We start from the raw sequence: 15,739 nt of genomic DNA, 5'->3' as shown, positions 1-15,739 counted from the left end.
CTACTTCTCCAGACCGTCGAGGATCTCGTCGACCCGCGCGGGGGTGAGATTCTCGTAGTACTTGTGGTCCACCTGCATCATCGGGGCGCCGCAACAGGCTGCAAGGCACTCCTCTTCCAGCTTCAGGTAGAACTTGCCGTCCGGTGTAGTCTCGCCGCGCTTGATGCCCAGACGCTTCTCGAGGTGCTCGATGATCGGCTCGGCGCCGCGCAGCATGCAGGAGATGTTGTCGCACACCATGATGGTGTGCTTGCCCACCGGCTCCAGTTCGTACATGGAGTAGAACGAACCCACCTCGTACACCGCGATCGCCGGCAACCCGAGATAGTCGGCCACGGCGTCCATCTTCGCGGTGGAGAGATAGCCATCCTCGTGCTGCACCGCACGCAGAGCACCCAGAACGGCCGAGCGCTTCTGATCCTCGGGATAGCGCGCCAGCCAGGCATCGATCTCTTCGCGCTCGTGCGCGCTCAGCTCGACCTTCTTCGCGGCGTGCTTGTGGAAGGCGACAGTTTTCTGTTCGGCAGCCATCAGCGGTCGATCTCCCCGAATACGATGTCTTGGGTCCCGATGATGGCGACCACGTCGGCCAGCATGTGGCCGCGCGCCATCTCGTCCAGCGCGGACAGGTGCACAAAGCCCGGCGGACGGACCTTCAGACGATACGGTTTGTTGGAACCATCCGAGACCAGGTAGACCCCGAACTCGCCCTTCGGATGCTCGATCGCCGCGTAGGCCTCGCCTTCCGGCAGGCACATGCCCTCGGTGAACAGCTTGAAGTGGTGGATCAGGGCCTCCATGTCGGCCTTCATCTCCTCGCGCTTCGGCGGGGTGATCTTGTGATCCTCGAGGAGCACCGGGCCCGGATTCTGGCGCAGCCAGTCCACACACTGACGAATGATGCGGTTGGACTGGCGCATCTCCTCGATGCGCACCAGGTAGCGGTCGTAACAATCGCCGTTGGTGCCCACCGGGATGTCGAAGTCGAGACGGTCATAGACCTCGTAGGGCTGCTTCTTGCGCAGGTCCCACTCGATTCCCGAGCCGCGCAGCATCGGGCCGGTGAAGCCCAGCTGCTTGGCACGATCCGGGTCGACCACACCGATCCCGACGGTGCGCTGCTTCCAGATCCGGTTATCGGTCAGCAGGGTCTCGTACTCGTCCACACAGCCGGGGAAGCGCTCGGTAAACGCCTCGATGAAGTCCAGCAACGAGCCCTGACGGATCTTGTTCAGGTCATCCACCACCTCCTGCGACTTCCAGGAGGACGGTTGATACTTCGGCATCGTGCCGGGCAGGTCCCGCGCGACACCGCCGGGGCGGTAATAGGTCGCGTGCATGCGCGCACCCGACACCGCCTCGTAGCAGTCCATCAGGTCCTCGCGCTCACGGAAGGCGTACAGGAACACCGCCATGGCGCCGATATCCAGCGCATGCGCGCCCAGCCACATCAGGTGGTTCAGGATGCGGGTGATCTCGTCGAACATCACCCGGATGTACTGCGCGCGCAGCGGGGCCTCGATGCCCAGCAGCTTTTCCATCGCAAGCACATAGCCGTGCTCGTTGGCCATCATGGACACGTAGTCCAGACGGTCCATGTAGCCGATCGACTGGTTGTACGGCTTGCTCTCCGCTAGCTTCTCGGTGCCGCGGTGCAGCAGGCCGATGTGCGGGTCGGCCCGCTGCACCACCTCGCCATCCATCTCCAGCACCAGGCGCAATACGCCGTGGGCGGAGGGATGCTGCGGCCCGAAGTTGAGGGTGAAGTTGCGAATCTCAGGCATTCTCGGCTCCTTCGCCCGGCTTCTCGCCCTCGCTGTAGCGATGGTCGGCGCGGATCACCTTGGGCACCAGCACGCGCGGCTCGATCGTCACCGGCTGGTACACCACACGGGCCTGCTCGGCGTCATAACGCATCTCGACATGCCCGATCAGCGGGAAGTCCTTGCGGAACGGATGCCCCACAAAGCCGTAGTCCGTGAGGATGCGGCGCAGGTCCGGATGCCCGGAGAACAGGATGCCGAACAGATCGAAGGCCTCGCGCTCGAACCAGTTGGCCGAGGCCCAGACATCCACGAGGGATTCGACCTCGGGGAACTCCTCGTCGCTCAGCCAGGCGCGCATCCGCACGCGGCGGTTATGCTCGAGCGACAGCAGGTGAGCCACCACGGTGAACCGCGGGCCGTCCCAGTTGGAATCTTCCGGCGCATCATCGAAGGTGAAACGCCCGGAGGTCGCCGCTTCGACTCCGCGGGAAAAGCCCGTATTGGTGGCGGAGTCGGTGCCCCATTCGTCCTGCCCGTATTCGAGGTAGTCCACCCCGCACAGGTCGATCAGGATCTCGAAGCCCAGGGCGTCGCGCAGCTTCTCGCCTGCCTCGCGCCAGGAGCCCGGTGCGATATCGACAGTAATCTCGCCGTTCGCCTCGTGCAGGCTTTCCAGGGCATCGCCCAGTTCCGCCCGCAGGGCGTCGGTCCAGTTGTCTTGTTCAGCCATCTGCTACCCCGGGTGCGTCAGCGCGCGATCGTGTTCGTGCGCCGGATCTTGTTCTGCAACTGGATAATGCCGTAGAGCAGCGCCTCCGCCGTCGGCGGGCACCCCGGCACATAGACATCCACCGGCACGATGCGGTCGCAACCGCGCACCACCGCGTAGGAGTAGTGGTAGTACCCGCCCCCGTTGGCGCAGGACCCCATGGAGATCACCCAGCGCGGCTCGGGCATCTGGTCGTAGACCTTGCGCAGAGCCGGCGCCATCTTGTTGACCAGGGTGCCGGCCACAATCATCACGTCCGACTGGCGCGGGCTCGGCCGAAAGATGATCCCGAAGCGGTCGAGGTCGTAGCGCGCGGCACCGGCATGCATCATCTCCACCGCGCAGCACGCGAGACCGAAGGTCATCGGCCAGAGCGACCCGGTGCGGGCCCAGTTGATGAGCTTGTCCGCCGAGGTGGTGACGAAGCCCTTCTCAAGAACGCCTTCTATTCCCATTCCAGCGCCCCCTTCTTCCACTCGTAGATGAAACCGACGACCAGAATGACAAGAAACAGGGCCATCGCAAGAAGCCCGAACAGGCCAATGGTGTCTAGCGACACGGCCCACGGGAAGAGAAACGCGATCTCGAGATCAAAGATGATGAACAGGATCGCGACCAGGTAGAAGCGGACATCGAATTTCAGCCGCGAATCCTCGAAGGCCTCGAAGCCGCACTCGTAGGGCGAATTCTTCGCCGCGTCCGGCTTGTGCGGACCCACGGCCATACCGACCACCAGCGGCACGACGCCGATCACGATGCCTACTGCGATGAACAGCAGGATGGGTAAATAACCTTCCAGCATTTCTCTCTCCCGTACGCCGCCTCAGGCGGGCAGGTTCGCGAGGCGTCGCGTGGATCGAGCGCGCCGGCGAGCCGTTCAGCGTTGCTGGTTGAAAGCGCGGGTACGACTCGGTCCCGCAGAGACGCGGCAGAGCCGTACACCGGGCACGGAGTCTAGGTGATGCCCAAAAACGGTGTCAAGTATTCGTAATTTTATAAGATGCTGTTTTTATTGCTGATTACTCCGGGCGCCGACAGATATTCAGCGGCCCGGGGCAACGAGTATTTGGTGCAGATGGTGGGACTCGAACCCACACGGCTTGCGCCACTACCCCCTCAAGATAGCGTGTCTACCAATTCCACCACATCTGCCAATTCGTACAGGTACCGGATCTCAATCGGGCACATCGGCCGGCCGGCCGGATTGTGGGCCGCTGCCACCCGGGGGCTCTTGCCCCGGGAGCACTTCGGCCGGGAGGCCCGGCGGACCATCGCCCTCTTCTTCCATCGCCTCCATCTGGTCCAGCAGGCTCTCGGCCTCCGGGCTGGATGCCGCCAGATACGCCAGCGTCAGGCTGTTGAGGAAAAAGACCACCGCCAGCACGGCCGTCGAGCGGCTCAGGAAGTTGGCCGACCCGGCCGCACCGAACACCGTCGCCGAAGCGCCGCTGCCGAAGGCCGCGCCGGCATCGGCGCCCTTGCCGTGCTGCATCAGGATCAGCGCGATCAGGCCAAGCGATACCGCGACCTGGACCACCAGGAGCAGGCCGTAAATCATGCCGCGACCTGCTCGCCCGCGGCGCGGGCAATGGCGGAAAATGCGTCGGCATCCAGCGAGGCACCGCCGATCAAACCGCCGTCGATGTCCTCGAGCGCCAGGAGGCCGGCCGCATTATCGGCCTTCATGCTGCCCCCGTAGAGGATGCGCAGATCGGCTGCGACCTGCGGGTCACGACCCGCAACACGGTTGCGGATGAATGCATGCACTTCCTGGGCCTGTTCCGGCGTGGCGGTCAAACCGGTGCCAATCGCCCAAACCGGCTCGTAGGCGATCACGGCGCGGTCGAACGCCTCGACTCCGGCCGCATCCAGGACCGCATCGAGTTGCTCGGCGACCACAGTCTCGGTGCGCCCGCCTTCTCGGTCGGCCTTCTGCTCGCCCACACACAGGATCGGCGTCAGCCCGGCGGCCTGCGCCGCAACGAACTTGGCTGCTACCCAGGCATTGTCCTCGTTCTGCCGCTCGCGGCGCTCGGAATGCCCGACGATCACATAGCGGCAACCGACCTCGGCCAGCATGGAGCCGGCCAGTTCGCCGGTGTAGGCACCCTTTTCCTGGTCGGAACAATCCTGCGCGCCGACGGCGATGGAGCCACCGGACAGGTCGTTCGCGATTTCGGCGAGGTAGACCGCGGGCGGGCAAACCGCCACGTCCACGCCCCGGATGTCGCCCAGGCTGCCCTTCAGGGCGGACAGGAGCGCGCGGTTCGCGTCCCGCGAACCGTTCATCTTCCAGTTTCCGGCGACCAGCGGCGTGCGCATGCGGATCTTCCTCCTGCGATCGGCCGAACCCCGCAGATACACGGGGTCCGATCATGATGATTAGAGCGGCGGGATGTTACCGGCGCACCGGTAGCAAATCAACCAAGCCATCGCGGGGCGCGCAGGCGAGGCGTCGTAGCGGCGATCAGATCGCCGCCCGGATGCTGTCTGCGATGCGCTCGGCGGCCGAGCGGGTCTCGTCGACATCTTCGCCCTCAACCATCACCCGCACCAGGGGCTCGGTACCGGAGGGACGCAGCAGGACCCGGCCACGCTGGCCGAGCTGATCTTCCACCGCGGCGACCTCGGCGCGCACTGGCTCGGCCTCCAGGCAGCCGGCCGCGGCACCGCTGACGGGCACGTTGATCAGGCACTGCGGCAGCTTGGGAATGGCCGCTGCGAGCGCCGAGAGCGGCTGGCCGGTACGGTGCATCAGGTGTGCAACCTGCAACGCCGCCACCGTACCGTCGCCGGTCGTGGTGTGCTCCAGACAGACAATATGACCCGACCCCTCGCCGCCCAGGGTCCAGTCGCGACGGCGGAGCTCCTCCAGGACATAGCGATCCCCGACCTTCGCACGCACGAACGGGATGCCGGCGCCCCCCAGGGCCTGCTCCAGACCCAGGTTGGTCATCAGGGTCCCGACCACACCGCCGTCGAAGCCCCCGGCCTGCTGCCGCGCCAGCGCCAGGATACCGAGGATCTGGTCCCCGTCGACCACGGTGCCATCGGCATCGGCCAGGATCACCCGGTCACCGTCGCCGTCCAGCGCAATCCCGAGATCCGCCCCGGTCGCCCGCACCTGTTCGGCGACGTTCTCCGGATGCAGGGCGCCGACCCCGTCATTGATGTTGTAGCCGTCCGGACTGGCGCCGAGGATCTCGACCTGCGCCCCCAGCTCCTCGAACACGTGCGGGGAGACGTTGTAGGTCGCGCCGTGGGCACAATCGATGACGATCTTCATCCCGCGCAGCTCGGAACGCGCCGGGATCGCGCTCTTGCAGAACTCGACGTAGCGTCCAGCGGCATCCTGGATGCGCACGGCCTTGCCCAGACGCGCACTGTTGATGGGCTGTGCCGGCTGATCGAGACGCGCCTCGATGGCCGCCTCGGTCGCATCCGGCAGCTTGTCGCCCTCGGGGGTGAAGAACTTGAACCCGTTGTCGTGGAATGGGTTGTGCGAGGCACTGATCACGACGCCCGCAGTGGCACGGAAGGTATGCGTCAAGTAGGCGATGGCCGGGGTCGGCATCGGTCCCAGCAACGCGACATCCAGCCCGGCGGCGGACAACCCGGCCTCCAGTGCCGACTCGAACATGTAGCCGGACACGCGCGTGTCCTTGCCCACCAGGACCGGCCCCTGGCGGTGGCCGTTCTCGCCCAGCACCTCGCCCACGGCATACCCGAGGCGCAGCGCAAACTCCGGCGTCATCGGCCAGTCGCCGGTGCGCCCACGGATGCCGTCGGTTCCGAAATACTTGCCCATCAGTTCCCTCGATTGTCCTGTCCGTCGCCACCATCCGGTCGCAACGCTGAGTATAGCGCCAGGGCATCACGGGTCGCCGAGACATCGTGCACACGCAGGACACGCGCACCGGCCTGTGCCGCCAACAGGGCCGCCACGGCACTGCCGGGATCCCGCTCAGCGACCGGACGGTCATCCAGCAGCTGACCGATCATCGACTTGCGCGAGACGCCCACCAGCAGCGGCAAGCCGGAGGCCGCCAGGCGCGGCAGGCCGCGAAACAGCGCGACGTTGTGCTCCAGGGTCTTGCCGAAGCCGAAGCCCGGATCCAGCAGGATCTGGCCGCGCGGCACGCCGCCACGCAACAACTCCGCCACCCGCTGCTCGAGGAAGGCGCGCACCTCGTCCACCACATCGTCGTAATGCGGCGCCCGCTGCATCGACTGCGGATCGCCCTGCATGTGCATCGCGCAAAGCGCTACGCCACGCTCGCGGGCCGCCCCCATCGCGACCGCCAGCGCCCCTTCGGCGCGAAAGCCGTTCACGTCATTCAGCATCCCGGCACCGACGGCAACCGCCTCGCGCATCATCTCCGGCTTCATGGTGTCCACGGACAGCGGAACATCCAGTTCCGCGCGCAGGGCTTCGATGACCGGAAGCACCCGCTGACGCTCATCCTCCAGCGCCACTGGCGCCGCACCGGGGCGAGTGGATTCGCCGCCCACGTCAAGGATCTCCGCCCCCTCCGCGACCATGGCGCGGGCCCGCGTCAGCGCATCTTCCACCCGCGCGTACTGGCCACCGTCGGAGAACGAGTCCGGAGTGACGTTCAGAATCCCCATGATGCGCGGCTGCCCAAGGTCCAGGGCGTGCCCCCCGCATTGCAGTACCGGTGCGTCAGTCGGCACGATCGGCGTTCTCCTGTGAGTACCCAACGAGAAAGGCCGCCAGGACGAGGGCCTGGCGGCCAGTGGCGGCGACCGGATCCAAGCCCGGTCACAAAGTGGACGGATCAGGACTGCGGCGCAGGACCGCCGACCACGCCCTTGTCATCGTCACCCCGGCCATCGGAGCCGTCCTTGGCGTCGCCGTCGGCATCCGAGGCACCACCCTCGGCTTCGTCGCTGGCCTGCGCCGAGCCACCGGAACCGCCGCCGCTATCCCAATCCGCCGGCTCGCGGGGCTCGCGCCCGGCCATGATGTCCGCGATCTGCTTGTCGTCGATGGTCTCGTACTTCATCAGCGCCCGCGCCATCGCGTGCAGCGTATCGATATTGTCGACCAGGATCTGCTTCGCATGCTGGTAGTTCGCATCGATGATGTGACGGACCTCGGCATCGATCTGGCGCGCAGTGTCGTCGGACATCGGCTTCGACTTGCCCATTTGCCCACCCAGGAACGGATGCCCTTCTTCCTCACCGTAATCCAGCGGGCCGAGCTTTTCCGACAGGCCCCACTTGGTGACCATGTTGCGGGCGATCTGAGTGGCGCGCTCGATATCGTTCGAGGCTCCGGTGGTCACCTTGTCATTGCCGAAGATAATCTCTTCTGCCAGACGCCCGCCAAACAGGCTCGCCAGCTGACTCTCCAGACGCGTCTTCGAGTGGCTGTAGCGGTCCTCCTCGGGCAGGAACATGGTCACGCCCAGGGCTCGCCCGCGCGGGATGATGCTGACCTTGTAGACCGGGTCGTGCTCCGGCACCGTCAGGCCAACAATCGCGTGGCCGGCCTCATGGTAGGCGGTCAGCTTCTTCTCGTCCTCGGACATCACCATGGACTTGCGCTCGGCGCCCATCATGATCTTGTCCTTGGCGCGCTCGAAGTCGGACATGTCCACCAGGCGCTTGTTGGAGCGCGCCGCAAACAACGCCGCCTCGTTGACCAGGTTGGCCAGATCCGCGCCGGAGAAACCCGGCGTGCCCCGCGCGATCAGATCCGGACGCACATCGTCGGAGATCGGCGTTTTCTTCATATGCACCTTGAGGATCTGCTCGCGACCGCGTACGTCCGGCGGCGGCACCACCACCTGGCGGTCGAAGCGACCCGGGCGCAGCAGCGCCGGGTCAAGCACGTCCGGACGGTTGGTCGCGGCAATCACGATAACCCCCTCGGTGCCCTCGAAGCCGTCCATCTCGACCAGCAGCTGGTTCAGGGTCTGCTCACGCTCGTCGTGACCGCCGCCCATACCGGCGCCACGCTGGCGGCCGACCGCGTCGATCTCGTCGATGAAGATGATGCAGGGGGCGTGCTTCTTGGCCTCGGCGAACATGTCGCGCACGCGCGAGGCGCCCACGCCAACGAACATCTCGACGAAATCGGAACCGGAGATGCTGAAGAACGGTACCTTGGCCTCGCCGGCAATCGCCTTGGCAAGCAGCGTCTTGCCGGTACCCGGAGAGCCGACCATCAGCACGCCGCGCGGAATCTGGCCACCCAGCTTCTGGAACTTGGACGGGTCGCGCAGGAAGTCGACCAGCTCGGTCACCTCCTCCTTGGCCTCGTCGCAGCCGGCCACGTCATTGAAGCTGACCTTGACCTGGTCCTCGGACATCAGCTTGGCCTTGGACTTGCCGAAGGACATCGCGCCCTTGCCACCGGCACCACCGCCCTGCATCTGGCGCATGAAGTAGATCCACACGGCGATCAGCAACAGGATCGGGAACCAGCTAATCAGGATGCTCATCAGCAGGGAGCGCTCGGCTTCCTCGTGGGCATTCAGCTCCACGTTGTTCTGCAACAGGTCGCCGATCAGACCGGGGTCGTTCGGGTTCACCGTGGTAAACGCCTGGCCCTCGATCGTCGTACCCTCGATCTTCTCGCCCTTGATGGTCACGTTGTCCACGCGACCGCCCTGCACGTCGCGGATGAACTCGGAGTACGTAATGCTCCGAACATCCTGCGTCTGCTGCTGCGGGCCGAAGTTGTTGAAGACGGACATCAGGACGACGGCAATTACCGCCCAGATGATCAGATTCTTGGCCAGACCGTTCAAAACGACACCTCGAAGAACATTTAATCGTTAGCTTTTGGCAGCTTTACACATCCCGGGGCTCGCGCGCCAATACGTACACTTCGCGTGACCGTGGCCGCGATGCCTTCGGCTTGCGCACCTTTACCGAGCCGAACCGCCGACGCACCTCGGCCAGATAGGCATCCGAACCTTCACCCTGAAACAGCTTGACCAGAAATGCGCCCCCGGGGTTCAGAATGCGTGTCGCCAAGTCCAGCGCCAGTTCACAAAGATGGATCGAACGCGGCAGATCCACCGCACCCGTCCCGGTCAGGTTGGGGGCCATGTCGGAAAGCACAAGATCGGCACGCTCATCGCCCACAAGGGCAAGTATCGCGTCCAGCACGGCGTCCTCGCGGAAGTCGCCGGTGACGATCTCCGCGCCCGGCACCGGGTCCATCGGCAATATGTCCGTGGCAATCAGCACGCCCTTGCGGCCAATCTTCCGAGCGGCGTACTGCGTCCAGCCGCCCGGTGCCGCACCGAGGTCCACCACGCGCATGCCGGGTTTCAGCAACCGGTCGCGCTCATTGATCTCCTGCAGCTTGTACACCGCCCGCCCGCGGTAACCCTCCTGCTGGGCCCGCTGGACGTAGGGATCGTCGAAATGCTCCTTCAGCCAGCGCTGACTGGAGCGGCTACGCTTGGGCATTGAGCGGCCTCGCAGCTGCGGACGGCATGCTACAATTTTGATGTTTAAACACTGAAAATGGCCTCCTGTGAATCTGACCGACGCGCAACGCCGCCATCTGCGCAGCCTCGCCCATCCGCGCAAGCCCATCGTGACCATTGGCCGCAATGGGCTGACTGATGCCGTACTGGCGGAGCTGGAGCTGGCGCTGACCCACCACGAGCTGGTCAAGATCAAGGTGAACATCGGCGACCGCGAGGTCCGCAACGGCACCGTGGAAGAGCTCTGTGAACGCACTGGCGCCGCGCGAGTGCAACGCGTCGGCTATGTCGCCACCCTGTTCCGCCGCAACCCGGATGACCCGAAGGTCTCCCTGGACCCGGCCTGACCCCACCGCCCGGTTGCGCCCCTGAGCGCGACCGGGACCCGCCACGTCATCAGTTGACGTAGCGAACCTCCAGGATCTCGTATTCCGTCTCCCCGCCCGGGGCCTGCACGGTCACGACGTCGCCTTCTTCCTTGCCGATCAGCGCCCGCGCAATCGGCGAGGACACCGAGATCATGTTGTTCTTGATATCGGCCTCGTCGTCACCAACGATCTTGTAGGTGACCTGGCGCCCGTCCGCAGTCGCCTCCAGCACCACGGTGGTCCCGAACACCACCTTGCCGGTCTGCGGCAGGGTGGCCACGTCGATGATCTGGGCGTTGGAGAGCTTCGACTCCAGCTCGCGGATGCGGCCCTCGATGAAGCTCTGCTGTTCGCGGGCCGCGTGGTACTCGGCATTCTCCTTGAGGTCACCATGCTCGCGCGCATCGGAGATCGCGTTGACCACGCGCGGGCGATCCTCGCCCTTCAGCTTCTTCAGCTCTTCCTTCATCTTTTCCGCGCCAGTCACGGTCAAGGGCGTCTTGTTCATGCGCTTTTCCCTCCGAGATTTTCCTGGTGGAGGTCCTGCAGCCGGAAGACGTCATTCGCCCCCAGGTGATCCAGGGCCTGTACGGTGGCCTTGGCCCCGGCGATCGTGGTGGTATAGCCCACCTTGTGCATCAACGCCTCGCGGCGAATGGTGTAGGAGTCGGAGGTCGACTGCTTCCCCTCCACGGTATTGATGATGAAGCTGATCTCGTCGTTCTTGATCATGTCCACGATGTGCGGGCGACCCTCGGTGACCTTGTTCACGCGCGTCACCTGAATGCCGGCTTCCTCCAGCACGTTCGCCGTGCCACGCGTCGCCAGGACCTCGAAGCCCAACTCCACCAGGCGCCGGGCCACTTCCGCCACGTGCGGCTTGTCGATCTCGCGCACCGACACGAAGGCCTTGCCGGTGGACGGCAACAGTACGCCCGCTCCCAGCTGGCTCTTGGCGAACGCCTCGGCAAAACTGCGCCCGACCCCCATCACCTCGCCAGTGGATTTCATCTCCGGCCCCAGGATCGGGTCCACGCCCTGGAACTTGGCGAACGGAAACACCGATTCCTTCACCGAATAATAGTCCGGATAGACCGCATCGCCCACGCCCTGCTCGGGCAGGGTCTGCCCGACCATGCAACGCGCGGCGATCTTGGCCAGTGGCCGTCCGACGCTCTTGGAGACGTACGGCACGGTGCGCGAGGCCCGCGGATTCACCTCCAGCACGTAGATATCGTCGCCCTTGATCGCAAACTGGGTGTTCATCAGGCCGACGACCTTCAGGCCCAGTGCCATCTTGCGCACCTGCTCGACCATCTCGTCCTGGAGTTCCATGGACAACGAGAACGGCGGCAGGGAACAGGCGGAGTCGCCCGAGTGCACGCCGGCCTGCTCGATGTGCTCCATGATCCCGCCGATGATCACGTTCTCGCCATCCGAGATCGCGTCCACATCGACCTCGATGGCGTCATCCAGGAAGCGGTCCAGCAGCACCGGGGCATCATTGGAGACGGACACCGCGTTCTTCATGTAGCTGCGCAGGTCCTCGCGGTCGCGCACGATCTCCATCGCGCGCCCACCGAGCACGTAGGACGGACGTACGACCAGCGGGTAGCCGATCTCCTCGGCCAGCTTCTCGGCCTCCTCCTCGCTGCGCGCGGTGCGGTTCGGCGGCTGCTTGAGCCCCAGCTTGTTCAGCAGGGCCTGGAAGCGCTCGCGGTCCTCGGCCAGGTCGATGGAGTCCGGGCTGGTGCCGATGATCGGCACGCCGGCGGCCTCCAGGTCCCGCGCGAGCTTCAGTGGCGTCTGGCCACCGTACTGCACGATCACGCCGGCCGGCTTCTCGGTCGCCACGACCTCCAGCACGTCCTCCAGCGTCAGCGGCTCGAAATACAGCCGGTCCGAGGTGTCGTAGTCGGTCGAGACGGTCTCCGGGTTGCAGTTAACCATGATGGTCTCGTACCCGTCCTCGCGCATCGCGAGTGCGGCGTGCACGCAGCAGTAGTCGAACTCGATGCCCTGACCGATGCGGTTGGGCCCGCCGCCCAGCACCATGATCTTCTGCTTGTCGGTGGGATCCGCCTCGTTCTCCTCTTCGTACGAGGAGTACATGTAGGCCGTGGTGGTCGCGAACTCGGCCGCACAGGTATCCACCCGCTTGTACACCGGGCGCACGCCCAGTCCATGGCGGTGTTTGCGCACCGCCTTCTCGGTATCGTTCACAAGCTTCGCCAGGCGCAGGTCGGAGAATCCGCGCTGTTTCAGACGGTACATCTCCTCGGCGCTGATCTCGCCCAGGATGCGGTCCTTCACGCCCTTCTCGACGTCCACCAGCTCCTGGATCTGGGCCAGGAACCAGGGGTCGATCGCGGTCAGGTCGAAGATATCCTGGATCGAGAAACCGGCACGGAAGGCATCGGCCACGTACAGCACCTGCTCGGGGCTGGGGTTGGCGAGCTTCGTGCGTAGCTGATCGGTCACGTCATCGGCGGTCAGATCGATGCGCTCGTCGAGGCCGTCCATGCCGGTCTCCATCGAGCGCAGCGCCTTCTGGAACGACTCCTGGAAGGTGCGGCCAATGGCCATGGCCTCGCCCACCGCCTTCATCTGGGTGGTCAGGCGCGCATCCGCCTGCGGGAACTTCTCGAAGGTGAAGCGCGGGATCTTGGTGACCACGTAATCGATGGACGGCTCGAACGAGGCCGGCGTCAGGCCGCCGGTAATGTCGTTCTTCAGCTCGTCGAGGGTGTAGCCCACCGCCAGCTTGGCCGCGACCTTGGCGATGGGGAAGCCGGTCGCCTTGGAGGCCAGCGCGGAGGAACGCGACACCCGCGGGTTCATCTCGATCACGATCATGCGCCCGTTTTCCGGGTTGATCGCAAACTGCACGTTGGAGCCGCCGGTCTCCACGCCGATCTTGCGCAACACCGCCAGCGAGGCGTCGCGCATGATCTGGTATTCCTTGTCGGTCAGGGTCTGCGCCGGGGCCACGGTGATCGAGTCACCGGTGTGGATGCCCATCGGATCGAGGTTCTCGATCGAGCAGATGATGATGCAGTTGTCCGCCTTGTCGCGGACCACCTCCATCTCGAACTCCTTCCAGCCGAGCGCGGACTCCTCCAGCAGCACCTGGTTCACCGGCGAGAGATCGATCCCGTTCTTGACGATGTACTCGAACTCCTCGCGGTTGTAGGCGATGCCGCCGCCCGAACCACCGAGGGTGAACGACGGCCGGATGATCACCGGAAAGCCAATCTTCGGCTGGATCTCCTGCGCCTCCTCCCAGGAGTGCGCGAGCATCGCGGTCGGGGTATCCAGGCCGATATCAGCCATCGCCGCCTTGAAGTGGTCGCGGTCCTCGGCCATATCGATCGCCGCCTCGTTGGCACCGATCATCTCTACACCGAACTTCTCCAGCACGCCTTCCCGGGACAGGTCCAGCGCGCAGTTCAGCGCGGTCTGCCCGCCCATGGTCGGCAGCACCGCGTCCGGGCGCTCCTTCTCGATGATCTGGGCGACCGTCTGCCAGTCCACCGGCTCGATGTAGGTGGCATCCGCCATCTCGGGGTCGGTCATGATGGTCGCCGGGTTGGAGTTCACCAGGATCACCCGGTAGCCCTCCTCGCGCAGGGCCTTGCAGGCCTGGGCGCCGGAGTAGTCGAACTCGCAGGCCTGACCGATCACGATCGGGCCGGCCCCGAGGATCAGGATGCTCTGGATGTCGGTACGCTTGGGCATGTGACGGCTCTCGCAGGCTGTCGAAATCGGAAATTCGGTCGGAAAATCGGGGGGAAGGCGTTAGCTGCGCGCCGTGCGCATCATCTCGACAAAGTCGTCGAACGCCGGGGACACGTCATGCGGCCCCGGGCTTGCCTCGGGGTGCCCCTGCAGGCTGAACGCCGGGCAGTCGGTGCGGGCGATGCCCTGCAGCGTGCCGTCGAACAGCGACCGGTACGTCGGCGTCAGCGTCTCCGGCAGGTTGTCCTCGTCGATCGCGAAGCCGTGGTTCTGCGACGAGATCATCACTCGCCCGCTGGCCTCGTGCCGGATCGGGTGGTTCGCCCCGTGGTGGCCGAACTTCATCTTCACGCTCTTGCCGCCACTGGCGATACCCAGCAACTGATGCCCCAGGCAGATCCCGAACAGCGGCAGCTTGCGCTCGCAGAAATCCCGGATCGCCTCGATCGCATAGGTGCAGGGCTCGGGATCGCCCGGCCCGTTGGACAGGAACACCCCGTCGGGCTTGAGCTCCATCACCTCGTCCACCGGCGTCTCGGCCGGGACCACGGTCACGCGGCAGCCGCGATCCGCCAGCATGCGCAGGATGTTCTGCTTCATGCCAAAGTCGTAAGCCACCACGTGATAGTCGGCGGCCTTCGCATCGACCCGCGCCGGCTCTTCGCCCAGCTGCCAGGTCCCTTCCAGCCACTCGTAGCGGCTGCGCGTGGTCACCTCGCGCGCCAGATCCATGCCCTTGATCCCGGGGAACTCGCGCGCGGCCGCCAGGGCCGCGCCCTCGTCCACATCACCAGCCTGGATGCAGCCGTTCAGCGCGCCCTTCTCGCGCAGGATGCGGGTCAGCTTGCGGGTATCGATCCCGCTGATCGCCACGATGCCGTGACGCAGCAGGTAGTCCGGCAGCGACTCGCGCGAGCGCCAGTTAGACACCAGCGGCGGCAGATCACGGATGATCAGGCCCGCGGCATGAGCCCGCGAGGACTCGTCGTCTTCCGGGTTCGTTCCGGTGTTGCCGATATGCGGGTAGGTCAGCGTGACCATCTGCCGGTGATAGGACGGATCGGTGAGGATCTCCTGGTACCCGGTCATCGCGGTGTTGAACACCACCTCGCCAACCGTCTGGCCCAGGGCGCCAATCGCCTGACCATGAAACACAGTGCCATCTTCCAGGACGAGCAGAGCAGGCGCGGACACAGGGGGACCTCCGGGTGGTCTGGGTCGGGGCCGCCAGGCGATTCGCCGGCAGCGGTACTGCGATTCGTTCGGGATCTGCGACCCGCCCTCGTCCGCACCATTCTACCGGGGTGTGAACCCCTTTTTCGGCAACGATTCGGTGCTCGGAGGACAGATACGATTACGCCTTCAAGTGTACGCGAGCGCCGCGCGCGGCGTCCAACGAGATCCCCACGCCCGGCGTCTCCGCCCGCCGCTCGACGCCCGCTTTCCGGGCCCGAACACTGCCTACCCGGCCCAGGTATGAAGCCGATGCTCCGTGGCTAGCCTGGCCTTTTCAGGCTAGCCCTGGTTCATCGCTCGGTGTTTACGGTGGCTGCGTCCGGCCGCCTGCCACGCGCTGACTCGCCAGCGCGCCGCGAGGTACTTCTTTGCTCGTGCAAAGAAGTACCCAAG

The 15,739-nt window shown here is 65.3% G+C and carries 15 protein-coding genes and 1 tRNA gene; 1 reads left to right on the top strand and 15 read right to left on the bottom strand.

Annotation, left to right across the window (positions count from 1 at the left end; genetic code table 11):
• The 12 genes from nuoE to rlmE all read right to left on the bottom strand — a co-directional run bounded on the left by nuoE (position 1) and on the right by rlmE (position 9,984).
• Positions 1-531 (bottom strand): NADH-quinone oxidoreductase subunit NuoE, encoded by a 531-nt coding sequence (gene nuoE, locus G315_RS0111075; RefSeq protein WP_019612518.1) that lies wholly within the window; start codon positions 529-531, stop codon positions 1-3.
• Positions 531-1,784, bottom strand: coding sequence for an NADH-quinone oxidoreductase subunit D (locus tag G315_RS0111070; protein WP_018146234.1), 1,254 nt, complete (start codon positions 1,782-1,784; stop codon positions 531-533). Before G315_RS0111070 ends, nuoE begins: the two co-directional genes overlap by 1 nt.
• Positions 1,777-2,496 carry an NADH-quinone oxidoreductase subunit C gene (locus G315_RS0111065; RefSeq protein ID WP_018146235.1) on the bottom strand — a complete coding sequence of 240 codons (720 nt, stop codon included), beginning with the start codon at positions 2,494-2,496 and terminating at the stop codon, positions 1,777-1,779. Before G315_RS0111065 ends, G315_RS0111070 begins: the two co-directional genes overlap by 8 nt.
• A gap of 17 nt (positions 2,497-2,513) precedes the next feature.
• On the bottom strand, positions 2,514-2,990 hold the full coding sequence (locus G315_RS0111060) for an NADH-quinone oxidoreductase subunit B family protein (protein ID WP_012982122.1): 477 nt from the start codon (positions 2,988-2,990) through the stop codon (positions 2,514-2,516).
• Positions 2,981-3,337 carry an NADH-quinone oxidoreductase subunit A gene (locus G315_RS0111055; protein WP_018146236.1) on the bottom strand — a complete coding sequence of 119 codons (357 nt, stop codon included), beginning with the start codon at positions 3,335-3,337 and terminating at the stop codon, positions 2,981-2,983. The genes G315_RS0111060 and G315_RS0111055 overlap by 10 nt, the downstream gene beginning before the upstream one ends.
• A 265-nt stretch (positions 3,338-3,602) precedes the next feature.
• A tRNA-Leu gene (locus G315_RS0111050) sits at positions 3,603-3,687 on the bottom strand.
• A gap of 22 nt (positions 3,688-3,709) precedes the next feature.
• A complete protein-coding gene (gene secG / locus G315_RS0111045) occupies positions 3,710-4,093 on the bottom strand; it encodes a preprotein translocase subunit SecG (protein WP_019612517.1) in 384 nt (127 codons plus the stop codon).
• Positions 4,090-4,857: a triose-phosphate isomerase gene (gene tpiA, locus G315_RS0111040; RefSeq protein WP_018146238.1), complete on the bottom strand. Its 768-nt coding sequence runs from the start codon at positions 4,855-4,857 to the stop codon at positions 4,090-4,092. The genes secG and tpiA overlap by 4 nt, the downstream gene beginning before the upstream one ends.
• 145 nt (positions 4,858-5,002) lie before the next feature.
• A complete protein-coding gene (gene glmM, locus G315_RS0111035; protein ID WP_018167905.1) occupies positions 5,003-6,343 on the bottom strand; it encodes a phosphoglucosamine mutase in 1,341 nt (446 codons plus the stop codon).
• Positions 6,343-7,230 carry a dihydropteroate synthase gene (gene folP / locus G315_RS0111030; protein WP_018176463.1) on the bottom strand — a complete coding sequence of 296 codons (888 nt, stop codon included), beginning with the start codon at positions 7,228-7,230 and terminating at the stop codon, positions 6,343-6,345. Before folP ends, glmM begins: the two co-directional genes overlap by 1 nt.
• A 104-nt stretch (positions 7,231-7,334) precedes the next feature.
• Positions 7,335-9,314: an ATP-dependent zinc metalloprotease FtsH gene (gene ftsH / locus G315_RS0111025; RefSeq protein WP_018146241.1), complete on the bottom strand. Its 1,980-nt coding sequence runs from the start codon at positions 9,312-9,314 to the stop codon at positions 7,335-7,337.
• A gap of 43 nt (positions 9,315-9,357) precedes the next feature.
• On the bottom strand, positions 9,358-9,984 hold the full coding sequence (rlmE, locus tag G315_RS0111020) for a 23S rRNA (uridine(2552)-2'-O)-methyltransferase RlmE (RefSeq protein WP_018146242.1): 627 nt from the start codon (positions 9,982-9,984) through the stop codon (positions 9,358-9,360).
• 67 nt (positions 9,985-10,051) lie between these two features.
• On the opposite strand from rlmE, the gene yhbY reads away from it, so the two are divergent.
• Positions 10,052-10,351, top strand: coding sequence for a ribosome assembly RNA-binding protein YhbY (gene yhbY / locus G315_RS0111015; RefSeq protein WP_018146243.1), 300 nt, complete (start codon positions 10,052-10,054; stop codon positions 10,349-10,351).
• Between the two features lie 49 nt (positions 10,352-10,400).
• Here the strand turns inward: yhbY and greA are convergent, their stop codons facing one another.
• The 3 genes from greA to carA are packed head-to-tail and all read right to left on the bottom strand — an operon-like array spanning position 10,401 to position 15,304.
• The gene (gene greA, locus G315_RS0111010) at positions 10,401-10,880 is read right to left on the bottom strand and encodes a transcription elongation factor GreA (protein ID WP_018146244.1); all 480 of its coding nucleotides are present in this window, start codon (positions 10,878-10,880) and stop codon (positions 10,401-10,403) included.
• Entirely contained in the window at positions 10,877-14,110 is a 3,234-nt protein-coding gene (gene carB, locus G315_RS0111005) for a carbamoyl-phosphate synthase large subunit (RefSeq protein ID WP_018146245.1), read from the bottom strand. Before carB ends, greA begins: the two co-directional genes overlap by 4 nt.
• 60 nt (positions 14,111-14,170) lie before the next feature.
• The gene (gene carA / locus G315_RS0111000; protein WP_018146246.1) at positions 14,171-15,304 is read right to left on the bottom strand and encodes a glutamine-hydrolyzing carbamoyl-phosphate synthase small subunit; all 1,134 of its coding nucleotides are present in this window, start codon (positions 15,302-15,304) and stop codon (positions 14,171-14,173) included.
• Positions 15,305-15,739 lie beyond the last annotated feature (435 nt).

Origin of the sequence: Thioalkalivibrio sp. AKL7 (genome assembly GCF_000381705.1) — a bacterium.
GTDB lineage: Bacteria > Pseudomonadota > Gammaproteobacteria > Ectothiorhodospirales > Ectothiorhodospiraceae > Thioalkalivibrio > Thioalkalivibrio versutus.
This window is presented reverse-complemented; position numbering and strand designations above follow the sequence as displayed.